Genomic DNA, 19,382 nt, shown 5'->3' on the forward strand with positions numbered 1-19,382 from the left:
CTCTATTTCCACTCGGTCTGTGCGCCGCGTGTGATCTTTTTTTTTAACCCGACCGGGCGGGCGGGCCACCAACCCCGGCGGCCCCCGCACCGGTTGCCCGCGCCCCCGCCCCCGCGGCTCATCGGGGTGCCGCTACTTCTGCTTGCGCAGCTCCCGGACCGCCGTCTCCAGCCGGCGGCCGTAGTCGGCGTCGGCCTGGCGGAAGTTCTCGATCGCCCGCTCGACGATGTCCTCGCGGTCGGCCGAGACCTTGGCTATGAAGCCGGCCAGGTTGGCGACCAGCCGCTGCTTCTCGTCCTCGCCCATCAGCCGGTACAGGTTGCCCGCCTGCACGAAGTCGTCGTCCTCGGCGTGCGAGGGCGCCTCGTGGGTGCCGGTGGCACCGGTGACCGCGGTGGCGGCCCAGAGCGGACGGCCGGTCTCCACCGGGCCGCCGAAGCTGTTGGGCTCGTAGTTCTTGCGGCGGCCGTGGCGGCCGTCGTAGAGGTAGCCGTCCCGGCTGTTGGTGCGCGCCTCGGTGGCGTGCGGGCGGTTCACCGGCAGGTGGTCGGCGTTGACGCCGACGCGGTAGCGGTGGGCGTCCGCGTAGGCGAACAGGCGGCCCTGGAGCATCTTGTCCGGGGACGGGCCGATGCCGGGCACGAAGTGCGACGGCGAGAAGATCGACTGCTCGACCTCGGCGAAGACGTTGTCGGGGTTGCGGTTGAGCTCCAGCTTGCCGAACTCGACCAGCGGGTAGTCGGCGTGCGGCCAGACCTTGGTCAGGTCGAAGGGGTTGAAGCGGTACCGGGCCGCGTCGGCCGCCGGCATGATCTGGACGCTGACCGTCCAGCTCGGGAACTCGCCGCGCTCGATGGACTCGCGCAGGTCGCGCTGGTGGCTGTCCGGGTCCTCGCCCGCGCGGAGGGCCGCCTCCTGCGCCGTCAGGTTCTTGATGCCCTGGTCGGTCTTGAAGTGGTACTTGACCCAGAAGTACTCGCCGGCCTCGTTCTGCCACTGGTAGGTGTGCGAGCCGAAGCCGTCGAGGTGGCGGTAGCTGGCCGGGATGCCGCGGTCCCCGAAGAGCCAGGTCACCTGGTGGGTCGCCTCGGGCGACAGTCCCCAGAAGTCCCAGACGTTGTCCGCCTCCTGGGAGCCGGTGTACGGGTCCCGCTTCTGGGTGTGGATGAAGTCCGGGAACTTGGTGGCGTCCTTGATGAAGAACACCGGGGTGTTGTTGCCGACGAGGTCGTAGTTGCCGTCCTCGGTGTAGAACTTCAGCGCGAAGCCGCGCGGGTCGCGGACGGCGTCGGCGGAGCCGAGGTTGCCGGCCACGGTGGAGAACCGCAGGAAGGTCTCGGTCTGCTTGCCCACCTCGGCGAGGAAGCGCGCCCGGGTGTAGGCGGTGACGTCGGCGGTCACCGTGAAGGTGCCGTACGCCGCCGCGCCGCGGGCGTGCACCACGCGCTCCGGGATGCGCTCGCGGTTGAAGTGCGCCAGCTTCTCGAACAGTTGCTGGTCCTGGATCAGCGCCGGGCCGCCGATGCCGGCGGTCTCGGTGTTCTGGTTGTCGGCGACGGGGGCACCCGCCTCCGTGGTGAGGATGGGGCGCAGTTCGTCCTGGGTGGTCATGGGGGTGCCTCCGCGTGATCCGGTCGTGACAACAACTCGATCCTAACTTGGACTTTGTCTAAGTCAACACTGGAACCAAAGTCGGAGCTTCACTTATCCTGTACGCATGAGTGACCTGCTGGAACGACTTCGCGGACGTGGGTGGCGGCTGACCTCTCAGCGCCGGGTCGTGGCCGAGGTCCTCGACGGCGAGCACGTCCACCTCACGGCGGACGAGGTGCACGCCCGCGCCGTGGAGCGCCTGCCCGAGATCAGCCGCGCGACGGTCTACAACACGCTCGGCGAGCTGGTCTGCCTCGGCGAGGTGCTGGAGGTCGCCACCGACGGCCGGGCCAAGCGGTACGACCCCAACGCGCACCGGCCCCACCAGCACCTGGTCTGCTCGGGCTGCGGCGCCATCCGCGACGTCCATCCGCAGGGCGACCCCCTGGCCGGCCTGCCCCGCAGCGAGCGGTTCGGCTTCACCGTCTCCGGCGCCGAGATCACCTACCGGGGCCTCTGCCCGGGCTGTACGAACGGCCCGTGAGCGAGCGCTACGCGCTCAACTCCGCGTGCAGCGCGCCCAGCAGACGGCCGGCCCGCTCCGCGACCTCGGCCGGGCCGTAGTCGGCGGCCCGCCGGCACCAGTTCTCCGCCTGCACCGGCTCCCCGCGGCGCAGCGCCAGCAGGGCCAGGCGCAGCGCCGCCCGGCCGTGCCCGGCGTCGGCGGCCCGGGTGTACCAGAGCATCGCCTCGGCCTCGCAGTCCTGCCGGGCCAGCAGCAGGCCCAGGTTGAAGGCCGCGCTGCGGCTGCCCGCCCCGGCCGCCCGTCGGTACCAGCTCTCCGCGATCTCCAACGCCCCGCGGTCGGCGGCCCGCACGCCCATCCGCACCTGCGCCCGCCGGTGGCCGGCGTCGGCCGCGACCGCGTACCAGTGCTCGGCCTCGGCGTCCGCGTCACCGCGCCGGTCGAGCACCGAGGCCAGCCGGAACGCGCCCTCGGCCGAGCCGCCGGCCGCCGCCTGCCGGTAGCGCTCCAGCGCGCCGGCCAGGTTGCCGCGCTGCTCCTGGACCACCGCCAGCTGGAGGGCCGCCTCGCCGTGGCCCTCGGCGGCGGCGCGCGCGTACCACTCCTGCGCCTGCCGGTGGTCCCCGCGCCCGGCGTGCAGGACGCCCAGGTTGAAGGCGCCGTCCACGCTGCCGGCCTCGGCGGCCTTGGAGAACCACGGCTCGGCGCCCGACTCGTCACCGCGCTGGAGCAGCACCACGGCCAGCGCGTTGCACGCCTCCCGGTGCCCGGCGTACGCGGCGCGGCGGTACCACTGTTCGGCCTGCTGGTCGCGGCCCGCCCCGGCGCAGAGCAGCCCGAGGTTGAAGGCGCCGTTCTGATCGCCGGCGTCCAGCGCGCTGCGGTACCAGCGCTCGGCCTCGGCCGCCTCGCCGCGCGAGGCGTGCAGTGCGCCCAGGGCGTTGGCGGCGTTGCCGTCCCCGGCCTCGGCGGCCTCCTGCCACCACTCGGCGGCGGCGGTGAGGTCCCCGGAGTCGCGCAGCAGGAAGCCCAGCGCGCAGGCCGCCCGCGGCTCGCCGTTCTGCGCCGACTGCCGGTACCAGCGCGCGGCCTCGTCCAGCAGCGCGTGGTCGACGCGGGAGCGCTCCTCCAGCAGCACGCCGAGCCGCAGTGCGGCGCGGGCGTGGCTGCGGGCCGCGGCGGTGCGGTACCAGGTCTCGGCGGTCTCCTTGTCCCCCGCGGCCTCGCGCATCCGGGCCAGCCGGTAGGCGGCCTCGCGGTGCCCGGCGTCGGCGGAGACCTTGAACCAGCGCTCGGCACGGACGTCGCGCCGGTGCTCCATCAGGTCGCCCAGCGCGTAGGCGCCGAGCGGGTGGCCGTGGTCGGCGGCGAAGTGCAGCCAGTACTCGGCGGCCTCCTCCTCGCCCTGGTCCCGCAGTTGGAGCCCGAGCGCGTGCGCGGCGGGCGCGCTGCCGGCCACCGCGGCCTGGCGCCACCACTGGGCGGCCTCCGAGCGGTGGCCCTGCTGGTGCAGCAGCACGCCGAGGTTGTTGGCGGCCGCGCGCAGCCCTGCGGCGGCGGCCGAGCGCAGGTAGGACTCGGCGTCCTCCAGGTCTCCGCGGCGCAGCAGCAGGGTGCCGAGCCGGCTGGCGGCCTCCGGGTCCCCGTCGTCGGCGGCCTGGCGGTGCCGGGCCTCCAGGGCGGCCTGCTCGCGGGCGGCCAGCGCGGTCTCGAAGCTGGCGGAGTCGAACCCGGCCCGGCCGCGCCCCTCCTCGCCCTCCTCGTCCTCGGTGGCGGCACCGTACGGACCGATGGCGGCGGCGAACTGGCTGGCGGAGACGTGCACCAGGCTGTCGGGGCCGTAGCCGCCGGGCCGACGCTCGGTCAGCCCGCCGGTGCGCTGGGCGGGCAGGGCGCCGGGGTGGTTCTCGGAACTCTCGGCCCAGCCCTCGGTGTCCGCCTCGGTGGTCGCTGCGGACTTGGCTCCTGGCCCGTTCTTGCCGATCAGCCTCATGCCGACTCCCGCTCCCCCAGAGTGTCGCGGCATCCTCCCCCGGCCCGCGGCCGGACGGACCCGCTCCCGGCCTCCGACCGGAGGGGTCCCCACGGGGCGCGCCGGAACCGACGGCTGGTCAGCAGCCGCGCAGCGTCCCCCATGTGTCCCATCGTCGCATCACCCGCAACCCGCGTACACCTGCCCCGGCCGAATTCGGCGGCGCGGAACCGAAGCCGACGAAATTGCTTCGGCGCTTTGTCGATTTCCCGACACTCGGGCCCCACAAACCCCGATGCCGGCGTCGGTGGCGACGGTCGATAGTACCGGAGGGGCCCACACCTCCCCCGGAGGAAAACGCGAGAGGCCCGGAGGATGATCCTCCGGGCCTCTGTGCTACTGAGTAGCGGGGACAGGATTTGAACCTGCGACCTCTGGGTTATGAGCCCAGCGAGCTACCGAGCTGCTCCACCCCGCGTCGGTAGACAAACCATAGCACGGGCGCGGGGTGGAACATCAAATCGGTTCTCGCAGCTCAGGGGCTCGCCCCCGCCGAGGGGCTCGGCGGGGTGCCGGTCGTCGCCGTGGCCGACGGCGTGGCGGCGGGGGTGCCACCGGCCTTCTGCTGGGCCGACTGGGCCGCCTTGATCGCATCGCCGAGCGCCTTCTGGGCCTGGCCGTAGGCCGCCCAGTCCCCGCTCTTGAACGCGTTCTGGCTGTCGTTGTACGCCTTCTCGACGTCCGCCCAGGCCTTCTGCAGCTCCGGGGTGGTGGTACCGGTGCCCGGGGCGGGCGTGGGCGTACCGGGGGTGGGCGTCGGCGTGCTCGGGTTCGTCGGTGTCCCCGGGGAGGTCGGCACGGTCGGCGTGGTCGCCGGGGCGGCGCCCGCGAAGACCTTCTTCAGCGCCTCCTCCAAGGTGTTCTCGAAGGCCACGTTGTCGTTGCCGTAGACCGCGAGCACCTTCTGCAGCGTCGGGTACTTGGCACCGCGTCCGCGCACGTACACCGGCTCGACGTTGAGCAGGCCGCCGCCGACCGGCAGGGTCAGCAGGTTGCCGTACTCCAGCTCGGAGTCACCGCCGCTCTTCAGCAGGGTGATCTGCTGGGCCACTTCCTGGCGCGAGTTGAACTGCGACTGCACCAGGTTGGGGCCGAGCGTCTTGCTGTCGCCCGGCACCTTGAGCAGCCGGATCTTCCCGTAGTCCGGCCCGGGGTCGGCACTGACCGCCATGAAGGCCGCCAGGTTCTCCCGGCCGCTCGGCACGAAGGTGCTGGTGAGCGAGAAGCTGGCCGAGGTGACCACCGGGTCCGGCATCCGCACCGTCAGGTAGTACGGCGGCTGGGGCTGCTTGGTGTCGCTGGTCGGGTCGACCGGGATCTGCCAGATGTCGCTGCCGTTGAAGAACGAGTTGGCGTCCGTCACGTGGTACTGGCCGAGCAGGTCGCGCTGCACCTTGAACATGTCCTGCGGGTACCGCAGGTGCGGCATCAGCGTGCCCGGGATGTCGGCCTTGGCCTTGACGGTGTCCGGGAACGCCTTCATCCAGGTCTTCAGCACCGGGTCGTTCTCGTCCCACTGGTAGAGCGTCACCTCACCGGTGTACGCGTCCACGGTGGCCTTGACCGAGTTGCGGATGTAGTTGACCTGGTTGGCGGCGGTCAGCAGCTCACCGCGCTGGTTGGTCAGCGAGTCCTTGGTGGCCGTGCCCAGCGTCGTCTTGGACGAGAACGGGTAGCCGTCGGAGGTGGTGTAGCCGTCCAGAACCCAGACCACCCGGCCGGGCTGGCCGTCGGGACCGGGCTGCACGACCGGGTACGGGTCGGCGTCGATCGACAGCCAGGGGGCGACCTTCTCCACCCGCTCCTTGGGCGTCCGGTCGTAGATGACCTTGGCGCCGTCGGTGATCGCCCCCGCGTAGAGGATCTGCGGCTCGGCGAACTTCACCGCGTACGCGGCCCGGGTGATCGGGTTGTCCAGCGAGACGCCGCTGCCGCCGGTGTACTGGTACTGCTTGTTCTCACCGGAGTCGGTGGTGTAGTCGATCTCCTGGTTGGCACCGCCGACGATCGAGTACGTGCCGGTCTTCTCGCCGTAGTAGACGCGCTGCTGGTAGTCGCCCAGCGAACCGGTGGCCGGCAGGCCGGACTCGGTGAAGACCGGCTGCCCCTTGTCGTTGACCTGGTTGCCCTTGGCCACCACGGCGCCGTAGCCGTGGGTGTACTTGAAGTGGTCGTTGATCCAGTTGCGCTGCACCCCGTTGAGGTCCAGCTCACGCAGGCCGATCACGGTGTCCTGGGCGCCCTCGCCCTTGCCGTAGCGGTCCACGTCCAGCGTGGCCGGGAAGGCGTAGTACGAGCGCTGCTGCTCGATCGACTGGAAGGTCGGCGAGACGACGTTCGGGTCCAGCAGCCGGATGTCCGCGATGGTCTGCGCGTCCGGCTTGAGCGCCTCCGCGGTGGTCGAACCCTGCGGGGTGTACTGGGTGGTCTGGCTGTCCGCGATCCCGTACGCCTGCCGGGTCGCGTCGATGTTCTTCTGGATGTACGGCGTCTCCTTGGCCTGCTCGTTCGGCTTGACCTGGAACTGCTGCACGATCGCCGGGTACACCCCGCCGATCAGCACCGCCGACAGCACCATCAGCCCGAGGCCGATCAGGGCCGGCGCCCAGGTGCGGCGGATCGGGGTCAGGAAGAACAGCACCGCGCAGATGATCGCGACGAAGAACAGGATGGTCTTGGCCGGCAGGAACGCGTTGGCGTCCACGTAGCGCAGGCCGGTCCAGCCGGTGACGCTCTTGTACGAGCCGGTCTTCACCGCCAGCGCGTACCGGTCCAGCCAGTACGCCACCGCCTTAAGCAGCACGAACACGCCGAGCAGCACCGCGAGGTGGCCCTGCGCGCCGGCACTGGCCCGGCGGCCCGGGCCCTGCAGCCGCAGGCCCCCGTACAGGTAGTGCACCAGCACCGAGGCCAGCAGCGAGACGATCACCGCGCTGAACGCGAAGCCGAGCAGGAACTCGTAGAACGGCAGCTCGAAGGCGTAGAACGAGACGTCCATGCCGAACTGCTGGTCCTTGACGCCGAACGACGTCCCGTTGGTCCACAGCAGCCACGTCCGCCACTGGCCCGAGGCCGCGGCCCCGGCCACCAGGCCGATCACCAGCGAGATCCCGATCAGTGCCCAGCGCTTGAACGGCGCCAGGCCGGCCCGGTAGCGGTCCAGGCTCTGCTGCTCCACCGACATCGCCGACAGCGGCGGCCGGAGCCGGTGCGCGAGCCAGATGTTGGCGCCCACGACCAGTGCCATCAGCAGACCGAAGACGGCGAACAGGCCGACCTTCGTCCAGAGCTGGGTGGTGAACACCGAGGAGTAGTGGACCGACTTGAACCAGAGCCAGTCCGTCCAGAACCCGGCGAACATGACGAACAGCAGGAAGAGCACCGCGAGTACGCCCAGGGTCAGCAGGGCCACCCGCGCCCGCCGGGAGGGCGGGCCTACCCTGCGCCGGAATCCCGGCCCTGAGCGTTCCGGCATCTGGAATACCACGGGGCACCTCAGCTGTGTCGTCTGGAATCGATCGGTCGTCAGTGCAACTTAACCAGGCTTTAGCCGAGTTCCCACCGTTAGCAGACGGTTACTCCGACGTTCCCCGGCCGCAGCCGTCCGGCCGTCCGCCCACCGACGCGCCACCGGTCGGACACCGGCCGGGCGAACCCGTCGCCGCCCCGCCCGCCCCCGCCGCGCCCGCCCCCGCCGGACCGCGGGTGGCACCGCCGGGACCGCCCGCCGTGTGAGGATTGAGGCATGTCCGATGTCTCCCCTTCCCCCGACGACGTCTCCAAGCTCCCGGCCGCGACCCCGCTGACCCGGGCCGCGCTGGAGATCGACGAGTACGCCGCCACCCTCGGCTGGGACCTCCCGGCCCGGCTGTTCGCCCTGGTGGACAGCGCGATGCTGCGCAAGGCCGATCCCCGGATCGCCGAGCAGCTCGGCCTCTCCGACAACCCGGAGGCCGGCCTCACCCCGGTCGAGCAGGACGAACTGCCCGCCGGGATGGAGCTGGACAAGTTCCTCGCCACCATCGCCTGGCCCGACGCGGTGGCCGGCTGCGCCCTGGTGGTCGAGCGGCTGATGCTGCCGCCGGGCGCCGAGCAGTCCCGCCCGCGCAACGCCTCCGACGCCCAGCTCGCGGACTGGGTGGCCAACCACCCCAAGCGCGAGGAGGTGCGGATCACCGCCGCCGTGCTGCGCGACGGCAAGAAGGAGATCGCCCTGCGGCTGCGTTCCAAGGACGTCGCGCGCGAGGTGCTGACCGGTCCCGACCTCGTCCCGGGCCTGACCGAGGCGCTGCTCTCCACCTTCGCCTAGCCGTCCCGCGCCGCGGGCTCCGGGCGGTCCCGTCCGGGGCCCGCGGCGCGGATCGGCCGGTCGCCGGCTAGTTCGCGCAGGACGGCAGGGCGGCGGTCTGCCCGCTGCGGACCTGCTCCAGCGACTTCAGCGCGCCGTCCAGCGTCTCGGCCTTGATCAGGGTCAGCCCGGACGGGGTGTTCTTGCCGGCCTCCGCACAGTTGGCGGCCGGGGTGAAGAAGTACTCGGCGCCCGCGTCCCGGGCCGCGATCAGCTTCATCGATATCCCGCCGATCGGGCCGACCGAGCCGCTGTCGTCGATGGTGCCGGTGCCGGCGACGAACTTGCCGCCGGTGAGGTCCTCGGGCGTCAGCTTGTCGATGATGCCGAGCGAGAACATCAGGCCCGCGCTCGGACCGCCGACGTCCTGGAGGCCGATGTCGATCTGGAACGGGTAGGTGTGCCGGATCCCGGGCCGGATGCCGACCATCGCGGCGCCGGTGTCGGGGGACTTCACCGTCGGGACGGCGATATCGGTGCGGGCCGCCGCCGGATCGGCCTTGCCGGCGTCCTTGACCATCGGCACCACGGTGAAGACGGCCGTCTCGCCGGGCTGGTGCTTGGTGACGGCCTTGGCCACAGCGTCCGCGTCCGCGACCGGGGCGCCGTCGACCGCGACGATCCGGTCGCCGGCGTGCAGCTTGCCCTCCGCCGGAGCGCCGGCCGTGACCGACTGGACGATCAGCTCGTTGCCGACCGGGATGCCGAGCTGGTTCAGCGCCGCCGTCCGCGCGTGGTCCTCGGAGAGCGCGAACTCCTCGGCGTTCTGCCGCTTGGCGTCGGCGTCCGTCTGACCCTTCGGGTAGACGTTGTCGTGCGGTACCACCAGCACGTCGTCACGGAGCCACCCGACCACCGCGTTGACCAGGCTCGGCTCGTACTTGGCGCCGGTGACCTGGACGGTGGTCATGTTGAGGTGCCCGCTCACCGGGTACGACTCGTGGCCGGTGACGGTGATCACCGGCGTGCCCGTCTTCTCCTGCACCCCGAGCGTGTTGTACGTCGGCCCCGGGCTCATCTCGGTGTACGGCACCTTCATCAGCACCGACGCGCAGAGCAGCGCTATGAGCAGCAGGGTGGCGGCGAGCATCGTCGCAGAGCGGCGTGGCATGCCTCGACAGTACGGGACGCGACTGACGGTACGCCCGCCGGGCTACCGGCCGGGATCCTCGCCCGGGGCGGCGGTGGCGGTGGTGCGTTCCATCGCGGCCATGAAGCGCCGGTGCTCGGCGAGGGAGGCGGGGTCACCGGTGGCTCTCGGGGCCCGCTGGGCCCAGCCCGCCCACACGGCGGCGAACAGTGCGGCGACAACCGGAATGATCAACCAGGCGAGCGCAGCCATGTCAGTACTCCCAGCTCGTCGTGTCTATGAGCAGATTAACCACCCCGGCGGACAACGCGGGTGGCGCCGTCCGGGTTACGGCACGGCCGATCGGCTCACTGCCAGGGAGTATTCGGCGCAGCGGTCCGGACCCGTTCGGGTGAGGGTCCGGCGCGCCTGCGCGTCGACGGCGTCCGGGCGGGTCAGCAGCCGCCGGCGCCGACCCACTCCTCCTCGCCGTCGGAGAACACCTGGTGCTTCCAGATCGGCACCTCGTGCTTGAGGTCGTCGATCAGCCGGCGGGCGGCGGCGAACGCCTCGCCCCGGTGGGCGCAGGAGACGGCGACGATCACGGCCTTGTCGGTGATCTCCAGCCGGCCGACCCGGTGCACCGCGGCGAGCGCCCGGACCGGGAACTCGGCGACGATCTTCTCGGCGATCCGGCGCATCTCCTGCTCGGCCGAGGGGTGGCAGCTGTACTCCAGCGCGGCGACCGACTTGCCGCCGTCATGGTCCCGGACCGTCCCGACGAAGACGGTCGTACCACCGGCGGCGTCGTCGCCGACCGCCTCGTACACCTCGTCGAGCGAGAGCGGGGTGTCGCGGACGGCGAGCAGACGGATGGGGTCGAAGTTCTCGGACATGACCCCATGATTCCCCATCCCGGGCGTCTTCGGGCAAGAGGGTTCCGTATCACGATTGGAGAATTTCGCATCGCGAGAAATGGGCCCGGCGGCAAGCCGTCCGAAGCGGGCCCGGCCGGTCCGGCGGACGCCGCCGGCGCCCGTGGACGCCGAGGGCGGCGGGGCCCGCCGCCCTCGGCCGTCGAAGGGGTCAGAAGCGGCGCCGCTTGCGCGCGCGCCGGACCAGCGCGGCCGTACCGACCAGTGCCACCGTCGCCCCGGCCGCACCCAGACTGGTGGCGGCCTCCTTGCCGCCGAGGCGACGCCCGGCCACCGCGTGCTTCCCGGAGACCTGCGCCAGCAGCTCGGCCAGCACCTGCTCGTTGGTGTACGTCGGACGCCAGCCCGCCTCGTGCAGCCGGCTGCCGGAGACCACCCACGGGTACATCGTGTACGCGAGGTCCCCGGCCGGGGCCGGGGTCAGCCCGAGCCGGTGCAGCCGGGCGGCGGTGCCCAGCGCCAGCGAGGCCGGCAGCTCCATCCGCCGGATGCCCGACAGCCGCTCCACGTCCTCCTGCTCCAGCCAGCCGTCGCAGCCGACCGTGACCTCGCCCTCGACCAGCCCGAGCGCCGCGTACTCCAGCGCCGCCGCCAGGTCGTCCACGTGACAGAACTGCCAGCACGGCCGGGACCCGGCCACCACCAGCAGCCGGGGCGCCTCGAAGTGCCGGGTCAGCACGGTGTCGACGCCCGGCCCGACCACCACGGCCGGACGCAGCACGGTCACCTGCAGCCCGGGGTGGGCCCGCGGGGCCCGCCGGGCCAGCCGCTCGATCTCCAGCAGGTCCCCGACCAGCGAGGCCTCCTCGGTGGCCCGCAGCTCGGAGTCCTCGGCCAGCGGCACCTCGTTGTCGGCTAGCGCGCCGTAGACCATCGCGGAGGTGCAGAGCACCACCCGGTGCACCCCGGCCGCCGCCGCGGCGGTCAGCACGGTCTGCGCGCCGCGCACGTTGTAGGCGCTGCGGGCCCGCGGGTCGGACTCCATCCCGAGGTCCATCGCCAGGTGGACGACCACGTCCACACCGGCGAGCCGCTCGGCCACCGCCGGGTCGCGGACGTCCAGGACGCGCCACTGCACGCCCGGCACCTCACCCCGCCGGTCGTCCACGGCGAGGACCTTCTTCACCCCCGGCGAGGCGACGAGGCGGGCGGCGACACGCTCGCCGAGTACACCGGCGGCGCCGGTGACGGCCACGGTCAGTGGCCTTCCGCCGTAGGCTGGAGGCGGCGACGCCGTGATGTCCGGGGCGTCCTCTCCTCCGGTCAGCCCAGAGCGAACGTCCGAAGGCGGGGAACTCACCGGCCATCCTCCACGGTTAGCTTATGTGCGTACGTACGTGTGTCACGTACGTCCATCCTGCCCGAGGCGAAGGCCCGGCGGTGCACCCGGCGCGGGCCAGCCTCGCGGGAGCCGCCCCCGGCCGCGAGTTCCCCCACTCCGCCGACCGCCCCGGGCGGGCCGAAATTCCGCCACCACCCGCATGACGGCCGACCGGATCGAGGACCCCGTGAGCGACCTTCCCTTCGGATTCGGCGTTCCGCCAGAGGAGCCCGAGGACGGCAAGGCCAAGCCCGAGGACGGCAAGGGCCGCCCCGGCGACGAGCAGAAGAAGAAGGACCAGGGCGGCGAGGAGGGCAGCCCCCAGTCGTTCGGCTTCGGCGGGAACCCGTTCGGCGCGCTCTTCGGCATGGGGATGCCCGGTGCCCCCGGTGCCCCCGGCACCCCCGGCGGGCCGGGCGGCGGCGACAACCCCTTCGCCGCGATGTTCGGCGGTCTCAACCCCAACGACCTCGGCGCCGCCTTCCAGCAGCTCGGCCAGATGCTGTCGTTCGAGGGCGGCCCGGTGAACTGGGACCTCGCCAAGGACATCGCCCGCCAGACCGTCGTCGCCGAGCCCGTCGAGGGCAAGTCCAAGGACCGGTCGGTCGGCGCCTCCGAGCGCTCCGCCGTCGCCGAGGCCGTCCGGCTCGCCGATCTCTGGCTGGACGGCGTCACCGAGTTCCCCTCCGGGGCCGGCACCGCCGTCGCCTGGAGCCGGGCCGAGTGGATCGAAGCCACCCTGCCGGTCTGGAAGGACCTCGTCGACCCGGTCGCCGAACGGGTCGGCACCGCCATGGGCGGCGTCCTGCCCGAGGAGATGCAGGCCATGGCCGGCCCGCTGATGGGCATGATGCGCTCGATGGGCGGCGCCATGTTCGGCAGCCAGATCGGCCAGGCGCTCGGCGCGCTCGCCGCCGAGGTGGTCGGCTCCACCGACGTCGGCCTGCCGCTCGCCCCGGCCGGCAAGGCCGCGCTGCTGCCGCAGAACATCGCCGAGTTCGGCGAGGGCCTGAACGTGCCCGCCGACGAGGTCCGGCTCTACCTCGCCCTGCGCGAAGCCGCCCACCAGCGCCTCTTCGCCCACGTGCCGTGGCTGCGCGCCCACCTGTTCGGCGCGGTCGAGGCCTATGCGCGCGGCATCAAGGTCGACACCTCCCGGATGGAGGAGCTCGTCGGCCAGCTCGACCCGAGCAACCCCGAGGCGCTCCAGGAGGCGTTGGCCGGCGGCCTGCTCCAGCCCGAGGACACCCCCGAGCAGAAGGCCGCGCTCGCCCGTCTGGAGACGGCGCTGGCGCTGGTCGAGGGCTGGGTCGACGCCGTCGTGCACGCCGCCGCCGAGCCGCACCTGCCGCAGGCCGGCGCCCTGCGCGAGACCGTCCGCCGCCGCCGCGCGGCCGGCGGCCCCGCCGAGCAGACCTTCGCCACCCTGGTCGGCCTGGAGCTGCGCCCGCGCCGGCTGCGCGACGCCGCCCGGCTCTGGGCGCTGCTCGCCGACGCCCGGGGCATCGAGGGCCGCGACGACCTCTGGCAGCACCCCGACATGCTCCCCACCGCCGCCGACCTGGACGACCCGGACGCCTTCGTGCACCGGGACACCGCCGGTGACCAGGAGGGCGGTCTGGACTTCGACGCGATCGACAAGCTGCTCGGCGAGGCCGCCGCGGGCGGGCCGCCGGCGGCCCCGAAGCCCGACCTGGAGAAGAAGGACGAGGACGAGGACGGGAAGGGCGAGCCCACCGCATGACGCTCACCGAGACGGGCGCGTCCGCGCTGCACGCGGACGCCGTCCGCACCCTGAGCGACTGGCGGCCCGCCGGCCCGGACCAGGAGCAGCTGCGCTGCGACTACCTGGACCACCTGGCCGAGCAGCCCGAGGGCCTCTTCCGCTCCTGCCTGCCCGCCCACATCACCGCCAGCGCGGCCGTGGTCGACCCGGCCGCCGGGCGGGTGCTGCTCACCCTGCACCCCAAGGTCGGCCTCTGGCTGCAGATGGGCGGCCACTGCGAGCCCGGCGACCGCGACCTGGCCGCCGCCGCGCTGCGCGAGGCCACCGAGGAGTCGGGCATCCCGGACCTCGTCCTGCTGGCCACCGACGGCGTGCCGGTGCCGGCCAAGCTCGACCGGCACCAGGTCCGCTGCACCGGCAAGGACCGGCCGGAGAACACCCACCTGGACGTCCAGTACATCGCGATTGCGCCGCCAGGCGCCCAGGCCCTGATCAGCGAGGAGTCGCTGGACCTGCGCTGGTTCGACTTCGACCGGCTGCCCGAGCTGACCGACCACTCGGTGCGCGACCTGGTGGCGCGCGCCCGGGAACTGACCGGCTGAGGCGCGACGGCGAGGAAGGGGCGCGGGCCACGGTGGCCCGCGCCCCTTCACGTCTGCACGTCCGAGGTTCCGCGCGGACCCGCCACCCCGGCGGCCACCGCTCCGGTCAGCCGCAGGAGCCCGTCGGGGCGGCCTCCGGGGGGCCCGCGTGCCGGGCGCCCGGGATGTGCGGCAACCGGGCCGCCGAGACGACGCCCTCCAGATAGCCGCGCGCCCGTTCCGTCCGCGGATACGCCTCCAGCAGCGCCCAGAACGAGGGACCGTGGTCCGGCACCAGCAGGTGGGCGAGCTCGTGCAGCAGCACGTAGTCGACGACGTACTCCGGCATGCCCTGCAGCCGGTGCGAGAGCCGGATGGTCCGCTCGCTCGGCGTGCAGGAGCCCCAGCGCGAGTTCTGGTTGGTGACCCAGCGGACCTGGAGGGGCTGGGCGCGGTTGCCCAGGTAGGCGGCGGACAGCTCGCGCGCCCGGGCCGCCAGCGCGTCGTCGCCGAGCACCCGGCGGCTCTCCTGGGCGGCCAGCTTCTCCAGCATCTGCGCGACCCAGCGCTGCTCCTCGGCGTGCGACATCCGGGCCGGGATCAGCACGATCGTGCGGTCGCCCTCGCGGTACGCCGAGACGGTGCGGCTGCGCCGGGCACTGCGCCGGACCTCTACCCGGGAGCGGTCGAGCGGCGGCTCGACGTGCGTGTCCGGCGGAGGAGAGGGCTGCGGCGGCGCCGAGGTCGACTGTTGGTCCGGGCGCCCGCGCGTGCTGGGCGTCGCGACCTGGGACCCGGAGGCTGCACGGGCACGCCGACGCGACGCCGGGGGATGGGAGTCCCGTTCGGCTGCCATGGCACACGACGTTACCCGGTACCGCTGACAGAAGTCCGCTGCCATGGCCGAAATCTTTCGTGGAGTGATCGGGAACGAAAGGTCGCCGGAGAGTGTCCGGAATACGACCTCGCACCGGACGGCAGGTTATCCACAGGGTGTGCGAACGGATCATTCGATCATGTGCCCGTGCCTGTGGACAACGCGGAGCACGCGGTCGCACCGATCGGGCAGGCTGGCCTCGGCCGTCCGGAAACGATCGGAAGGAAAACCGCCGTGCGCCTCCTGCTGAAGCCCGCCCTCTCCCGCAGCTGGCGGGACTCCGAGACCCTGCAGTTCGGCACCGTCCGCCAGTACGCCGGAGTGCTCGAACGCGCGGACCGGGCCCGCTGCGACTTCCTCGGCCTGCTCGACGGGACGCGGGACCGACCCGCGCTGCTGGAGGCAGGCGAGCGGGCCGGTCTCGGGCGCGAGCCGACCGGCGCCCTGCTGGACGAGCTGGAGCAGGCCGGGCTGCTCGACGACGCCGACGCGGCGGGCAGCGCGCTGGCCCGCTTCCCGCAGCCGCACCGGGAGCTGCTCGGCCCGGACCTCGCCTCGCTCTCGCTGGTGCACTCCGGACCCGGCACCGCCCCCGCCGTCCTCGCCCGCCGCGCCGACCGCAGGGTGGAGGTGCGCGGCGCCGGCCGGGTCGGGGCCGCGCTCGCCGCCGTCCTGGCGGCCGGCGGCACGGGGGCGGTGACGGTGACCGACACCGGCCGGGTCCGACCCGGGGACTGCTCCCCCGCCGGCCTGCCACCCGGCGACGTCGGGCGGCTGCGGTCCACCGCCGCCCGCGAGGCCCTCCAGCGGGCCTCGGCCCGGCGCACCGCCCCGGACACCCGGCGCCGGCCGGAGCAGCCCCCCGACCTGGTGGTGCTGGCGCCCCGGGACGGCAGCGGCGCCTTCGCCGGCGGCGCGGCCGAGGCCAGGGAACTGCTCCGGGCCGGGGTGGCGCACCTCTACGTCGGGGTGGTGGAGGAGTTCGGCGTGGTCGGGCCGCTCGTCGTACCGGGCGTCTCGGCCTGCGGCCACTGCCTGGTCCTGGCCCGCGAGGACGAGGATCCGGCCTGGCCGCGGATCCTGGCCCAGCTCGCCGACGACGGCCCCGGCCGGGCCCGCACCCCCGCCTGCGACACCGGCCTCGCGACGGCGGTGGCCGGCCTCGCCGCCCTCCACGCCCAGGTCTACCTGGACGGCGGCCGCCCGCCGAGCCTCGACGGCTGGTGCGAGCTCTCCGCCGTCGACGGCATGCCGCGCCGCCTGCGGCTGAAGGGCCACCCCGACTGCGGCTGCCTCTGGCAACCGCGGCCGCCGGGCTGACCGCCCGGTCGGCGGCGCCGCGACCACGGTGCGACAGGTCGGAAAAGGGTGCCGAGGCCGGGGCGGCGAACGGGCACAATGGCGTAGTGATGGTCGGCCCCCGGTCGTGGGGTGCCGGGGGCGTGTGGATTGGAGGCCCGGGTGAGCGATCTTCCGCGCAAGGCAATGACCCGCACAGCACGGCTCGCCGCCCTGCCGCTGGGAATAGCCGGCCGGGCCACCCTCGGGCTGGGAAGGCGGATCGGCGGCCGGTCGGCCGAGGTGGTGACGGCCGAGCTCCAGCAGGCCACCGCCGACCAGCTCTTCAAGGTCCTGGGCGAGCTCAAGGGCGGGGCGATGAAGTTCGGGCAGGTGCTGTCCGTCTTCGAGGCCGCGCTGCCCGAAGAGGTCGCCGGGCCCTACCGGGCGGCACTGACCAAACTGCAGGACGCCGCTCCGCCGATGCCCGCCGGCACGGTCCACACCGCGCTCACCCAACGGCTCGGCGAGGGTTGGCGGGAGCTGTTCCGGGAGTTCGACGACCGGCCGGCCGCCGCCGCCTCGATCGGCCAGGTGCACCGGGCCGTCTGGCACGACGGCCGCGAGGTGGCCGTCAAGGTCCAGTACCCGGGCGCGGGTGACGCGCTCCTGGCCGACCTCACACAGCTGAGCCGGGTGGCCTGGCTGCTCGGCCCGCTCATCCCCGGTCTCGACATCAAGCCGCTGATCACCGAGCTGCGCGAGCGGGTCGCGGAGGAGCTGGACTACGAGCTGGAGGCGCAGGCCCAGCGCCGGCACGCCGAGGAGTTCGCGGGCGACCCGGACATCCGGGTGCCCGGCGTGGTCGCGCAGGCCGACCAGGTGCTGATCACCGAGTGGATGGACGGCACCCCGCTGGCCGAGGTGATCACGGGCGGCACCCAGGAGGAGCGCGACCGGGCCGGACACCTGCTGGCCCGGTTCCTGTTCGCCGGCCCGTCCCGGACGGGTCTGCTGCACGCCGACCCGCACCCGGGCAACTTCCGGCTGCTGAAGGACGACGGTCCGGTGGCCGGCTGGCGGCTCGGGGTGCTGGACTTCGGCACCGTCGACCGGCTGCCGGGCGGGCTGCCCGCACCGATCGGGGCCTCGCTGCGGATGGCCCTGGCCGGCGACGCGGCGGGCGTGCTGGACATGCTGCGCGAGGAGGGCTTCGTCAAGCCCTCGATCGAGCTGGACCCGGACGCGGTGCTGGACTACCTGGTGCCGATCATCGAGCCGGCCGCGGTGGACACCTTCCACTTCACCCGGGCCTGGATGCGGGCCCAGGCCGCGCGGATCGCCGATCCGCGCTCGCCCGCCTACAACCTGGGCAAGCAGCTCAACCTGCCCCCGGCGTACCTGCTGATCCACCGGGTCACGCTGAGCACCATCGGGGTGCTCTGCCAGCTGGGCGCCAACGCCCCGTTCCGGGCGGAGATGCGGCGGTGGCTCCCGGAGTTCGAGGAGCGTCCCGCCGCCGGGCCGAAGAAGCGCGCGGCCGTGAAGAAGCCCTGACGGGGCCCCGGCACCAACGGCCGCAGGCCGCTCCCCGGTACGGGGGGCGGCCTGCGGCACGACGGGGGTGTTTGTCCGGACCGGCGCGCTTACATCAGCGCGACGGCGAGGGCCTTGCGGGCCCGCAGCGAGGCCCGTTCGGCCCTCAGCTTGAGCCGGCGGGCCCGGGCGACCCGGGTGACGAGCCGTTCGTGCTCGGCCTCCTGCAAGCGGTCTTGCATATGGGCACGGGCCAGGGATTCGTGGAGGAGTTGCATCTCAAGGGTCCTGTTCTGGATCTGAAGTTCAGTGGTCTGCTCGGCGCGGACGGTCGGATCAATGGCGGCGGCGGTCATGTCGTGGTCCTGCTCGTGGTGCGACGTGGGGAAGTGGACGGTGCGGGCTGCGTCAGCCTTCGCGGCGGCGATCCGCACGGAGCGGCGAAGGGCACTGTCCAGCGGGGGCTGCTCTCCCCGGCGGACGGCCTTGGCTCCGAGCGCGGGGTTCACGCTGCGACCTCGGTCTTGCGCGGACGGCCACGCGGCCGCTTGCGGGCCACGACGACGCCCTGGACGAAGAGCTCGCCACCCCAGACGCCCCACGGCTCGCGCCGCTCCAGCGCACCGGTCAGACACGCGTCCTTGACCGGGCAGGTGCCACAGAGGGACTTCGCGTACTCGACGTCGGCGGGCGTCTCGGCGAAGAAGACCTCCGGGTCGAAGGCGCGGCACGGGATGGGGAGACCGAGCGCCTCGGCCTGGTCGATGGTGGTGATCTGCATCAGGGAAACCTCCGGAGGGTCGGCCTGGTCGGCCGGGGTGATCTGGCTTGTCTGCGGTACGGACGGGATGGGCGGCGTGATGACCGTGGACACTGTGGGCGTCTTCCTCGTCTTTTCAGTGGGTCCGGCTCAGCTGACTGGTGGGGCTGGGCCGGAGGCCCCGGAGGGCCTGGGTGGTCTTGCGTACCGGACAAAACAGAAGGGCCGCGGATCCCGGTGTGACGGGTTCCGCGGCCCTGGAGGTGCCGACCTGAGACTTCCTCAGGTTCGTTCTCTCCAGGGTTCAGGCCCGCGGAAGGCCCGCATCCGGATGGCCGTGGCGCCGGTAAAGGCGGCCATGGCCTGCTTGTTGATCTGCTGCTCGTTCTGCTTCTGGGCGTTTCCGGCACCGATGACCTGCGCATAGCCGCCATGCAGGGCGGCGGCTACGGCTGCCTTCGGTGCCTGGGTCGGTCGCTCGTCACGCAGGGAGCGCGACGTGCTCACGGACGCCCAGCCACGGGACAGACCGGTCTCGACAGAGGTGCCGTCAATACCGCCCGTGATATCCGCGCCGCAGAGGCCAGTGTGTCCAAGACCACTGACAACGGGGACGACGGAGACGACGGGAGCGACGGAGGCACCCGTGGCTTCGAGACCCAGACCGGTTCCACCCAGCTCGGCGAGAGCCCGCAGGCGGGCGGCACGCAAGGAGGTAGCGACGACGGTCTGGCCAGTCAGTTTGGTGATCATGATGGTTTCCACTGTCTTCGCCTCCTCTCGGCGTCTCGCGGGGCCTG

17 protein-coding genes and 1 tRNA gene are annotated in these 19,382 nt (G+C 73.0%); 6 read left to right on the forward strand and 12 right to left on the reverse strand.

From position 1 onward, the window contains the following. Window positions 1-132 precede the first annotated feature (132 nt). Window positions 133-1,611 (reverse strand): catalase, encoded by a 1,479-nt coding sequence (locus ACFVYI_RS17955; RefSeq protein ID WP_387886364.1) that lies wholly within the window; start codon window positions 1,609-1,611, stop codon window positions 133-135. Between the two features lie 106 nt (window positions 1,612-1,717). Between ACFVYI_RS17955 and ACFVYI_RS17960 the strand changes: the two genes are divergently transcribed. After that, complete coding sequence (locus ACFVYI_RS17960; RefSeq protein WP_387886366.1) at window positions 1,718-2,137, forward strand: Fur family transcriptional regulator; 420 nt, start codon at window positions 1,718-1,720, stop codon at window positions 2,135-2,137. A gap of 7 nt (window positions 2,138-2,144) precedes the next feature. On the opposite strand, the gene ACFVYI_RS17965 is transcribed toward ACFVYI_RS17960, so the two are convergent. The 3 genes from ACFVYI_RS17965 to ACFVYI_RS17975 form a co-directional block, all read right to left on the reverse strand. Further along, complete coding sequence (locus ACFVYI_RS17965; RefSeq protein ID WP_387886368.1) at window positions 2,145-4,112, reverse strand: tetratricopeptide repeat protein; 1,968 nt, start codon at window positions 4,110-4,112, stop codon at window positions 2,145-2,147. A 383-nt stretch (window positions 4,113-4,495) separates the two neighbouring features. Beyond that, window positions 4,496-4,569, reverse strand: a tRNA-Met gene (locus tag ACFVYI_RS17970). Window positions 4,570-4,626: 57 nt separating this feature from the next. After that, window positions 4,627-7,626 (reverse strand): UPF0182 family protein, encoded by a 3,000-nt coding sequence (locus ACFVYI_RS17975; RefSeq protein WP_387886370.1) that lies wholly within the window; start codon window positions 7,624-7,626, stop codon window positions 4,627-4,629. 270 nt (window positions 7,627-7,896) lie between these two features. Here ACFVYI_RS17975 and ACFVYI_RS17980 point away from each other — a divergent pair, with 270 nt between their 5' ends. Next, entirely contained in the window at window positions 7,897-8,460 is a 564-nt protein-coding gene (locus ACFVYI_RS17980) for a PPA1309 family protein (RefSeq protein ID WP_387886372.1), read from the forward strand. Between the two features lie 67 nt (window positions 8,461-8,527). Here the strand turns inward: ACFVYI_RS17980 and ACFVYI_RS17985 are convergent, their stop codons facing one another. From ACFVYI_RS17985 to ACFVYI_RS18000, 4 genes are all read right to left on the reverse strand, one after another. Beyond that, window positions 8,528-9,610, reverse strand: coding sequence for a PDZ domain-containing protein (locus ACFVYI_RS17985; protein ID WP_387886375.1), 1,083 nt, complete (start codon window positions 9,608-9,610; stop codon window positions 8,528-8,530). Window positions 9,611-9,652: 42 nt separating this feature from the next. Further along, on the reverse strand, window positions 9,653-9,841 hold the full coding sequence (locus ACFVYI_RS17990; RefSeq protein ID WP_387886377.1) for a hypothetical protein: 189 nt from the start codon (window positions 9,839-9,841) through the stop codon (window positions 9,653-9,655). 182 nt (window positions 9,842-10,023) lie between these two features. Beyond that, window positions 10,024-10,464, reverse strand: a complete 441-nt coding sequence (locus ACFVYI_RS17995; RefSeq protein WP_387886379.1) for a molybdenum cofactor biosynthesis protein MoaE — start codon at window positions 10,462-10,464, stop codon at window positions 10,024-10,026. 190 nt (window positions 10,465-10,654) lie between these two features. After that, window positions 10,655-11,803, reverse strand: a complete 1,149-nt coding sequence (locus ACFVYI_RS18000; protein WP_387886380.1) for an NAD-dependent epimerase/dehydratase family protein — start codon at window positions 11,801-11,803, stop codon at window positions 10,655-10,657. 208 nt (window positions 11,804-12,011) lie between these two features. On the opposite strand from ACFVYI_RS18000, the gene ACFVYI_RS18005 reads away from it, so the two are divergent. Further along, complete coding sequence (locus ACFVYI_RS18005; protein WP_387886383.1) at window positions 12,012-13,568, forward strand: zinc-dependent metalloprotease; 1,557 nt, start codon at window positions 12,012-12,014, stop codon at window positions 13,566-13,568. Beyond that, window positions 13,565-14,152, forward strand: coding sequence for an NUDIX hydrolase (locus ACFVYI_RS18010; protein WP_387886386.1), 588 nt, complete (start codon window positions 13,565-13,567; stop codon window positions 14,150-14,152). The genes ACFVYI_RS18005 and ACFVYI_RS18010 overlap by 4 nt, the downstream gene beginning before the upstream one ends. A 106-nt stretch (window positions 14,153-14,258) precedes the next feature. Here the strand turns inward: ACFVYI_RS18010 and ACFVYI_RS18015 are convergent, their stop codons facing one another. Continuing rightward, a complete protein-coding gene (locus tag ACFVYI_RS18015) occupies window positions 14,259-14,987 on the reverse strand; it encodes a M48 family metallopeptidase (RefSeq protein WP_387886388.1) in 729 nt (242 codons plus the stop codon). Between the two features lie 255 nt (window positions 14,988-15,242). Here ACFVYI_RS18015 and ACFVYI_RS18020 point away from each other — a divergent pair, with 255 nt between their 5' ends. Further along, on the forward strand, window positions 15,243-16,328 hold the full coding sequence (locus tag ACFVYI_RS18020; RefSeq protein ID WP_387886390.1) for a ThiF family adenylyltransferase: 1,086 nt from the start codon (window positions 15,243-15,245) through the stop codon (window positions 16,326-16,328). A gap of 141 nt (window positions 16,329-16,469) precedes the next feature. Beyond that, window positions 16,470-17,843 (forward strand): ABC1 kinase family protein, encoded by a 1,374-nt coding sequence (locus ACFVYI_RS18025; RefSeq protein WP_387886393.1) that lies wholly within the window; start codon window positions 16,470-16,472, stop codon window positions 17,841-17,843. Between the two features lie 89 nt (window positions 17,844-17,932). Here ACFVYI_RS18025 and ACFVYI_RS18030 read toward each other — a convergent pair whose 3' ends face one another. The 3 genes from ACFVYI_RS18030 to ACFVYI_RS18040 form a co-directional block, all read right to left on the reverse strand. Continuing rightward, the gene (locus tag ACFVYI_RS18030; protein WP_387886439.1) at window positions 17,933-18,178 is read right to left on the reverse strand and encodes a hypothetical protein; all 246 of its coding nucleotides are present in this window, start codon (window positions 18,176-18,178) and stop codon (window positions 17,933-17,935) included. 149 nt (window positions 18,179-18,327) lie between these two features. Continuing rightward, complete coding sequence (locus ACFVYI_RS18035) at window positions 18,328-18,645, reverse strand: WhiB family transcriptional regulator (RefSeq protein WP_360633045.1); 318 nt, start codon at window positions 18,643-18,645, stop codon at window positions 18,328-18,330. A gap of 219 nt (window positions 18,646-18,864) precedes the next feature. Next, a complete protein-coding gene (locus tag ACFVYI_RS18040; protein ID WP_387886394.1) occupies window positions 18,865-19,347 on the reverse strand; it encodes a hypothetical protein in 483 nt (160 codons plus the stop codon). Window positions 19,348-19,382 lie beyond the last annotated feature (35 nt).

The organism is Kitasatospora sp. NPDC058218, assembly GCF_042882445.1.
GTDB lineage: Bacteria > Actinomycetota > Actinomycetes > Streptomycetales > Streptomycetaceae > Kitasatospora.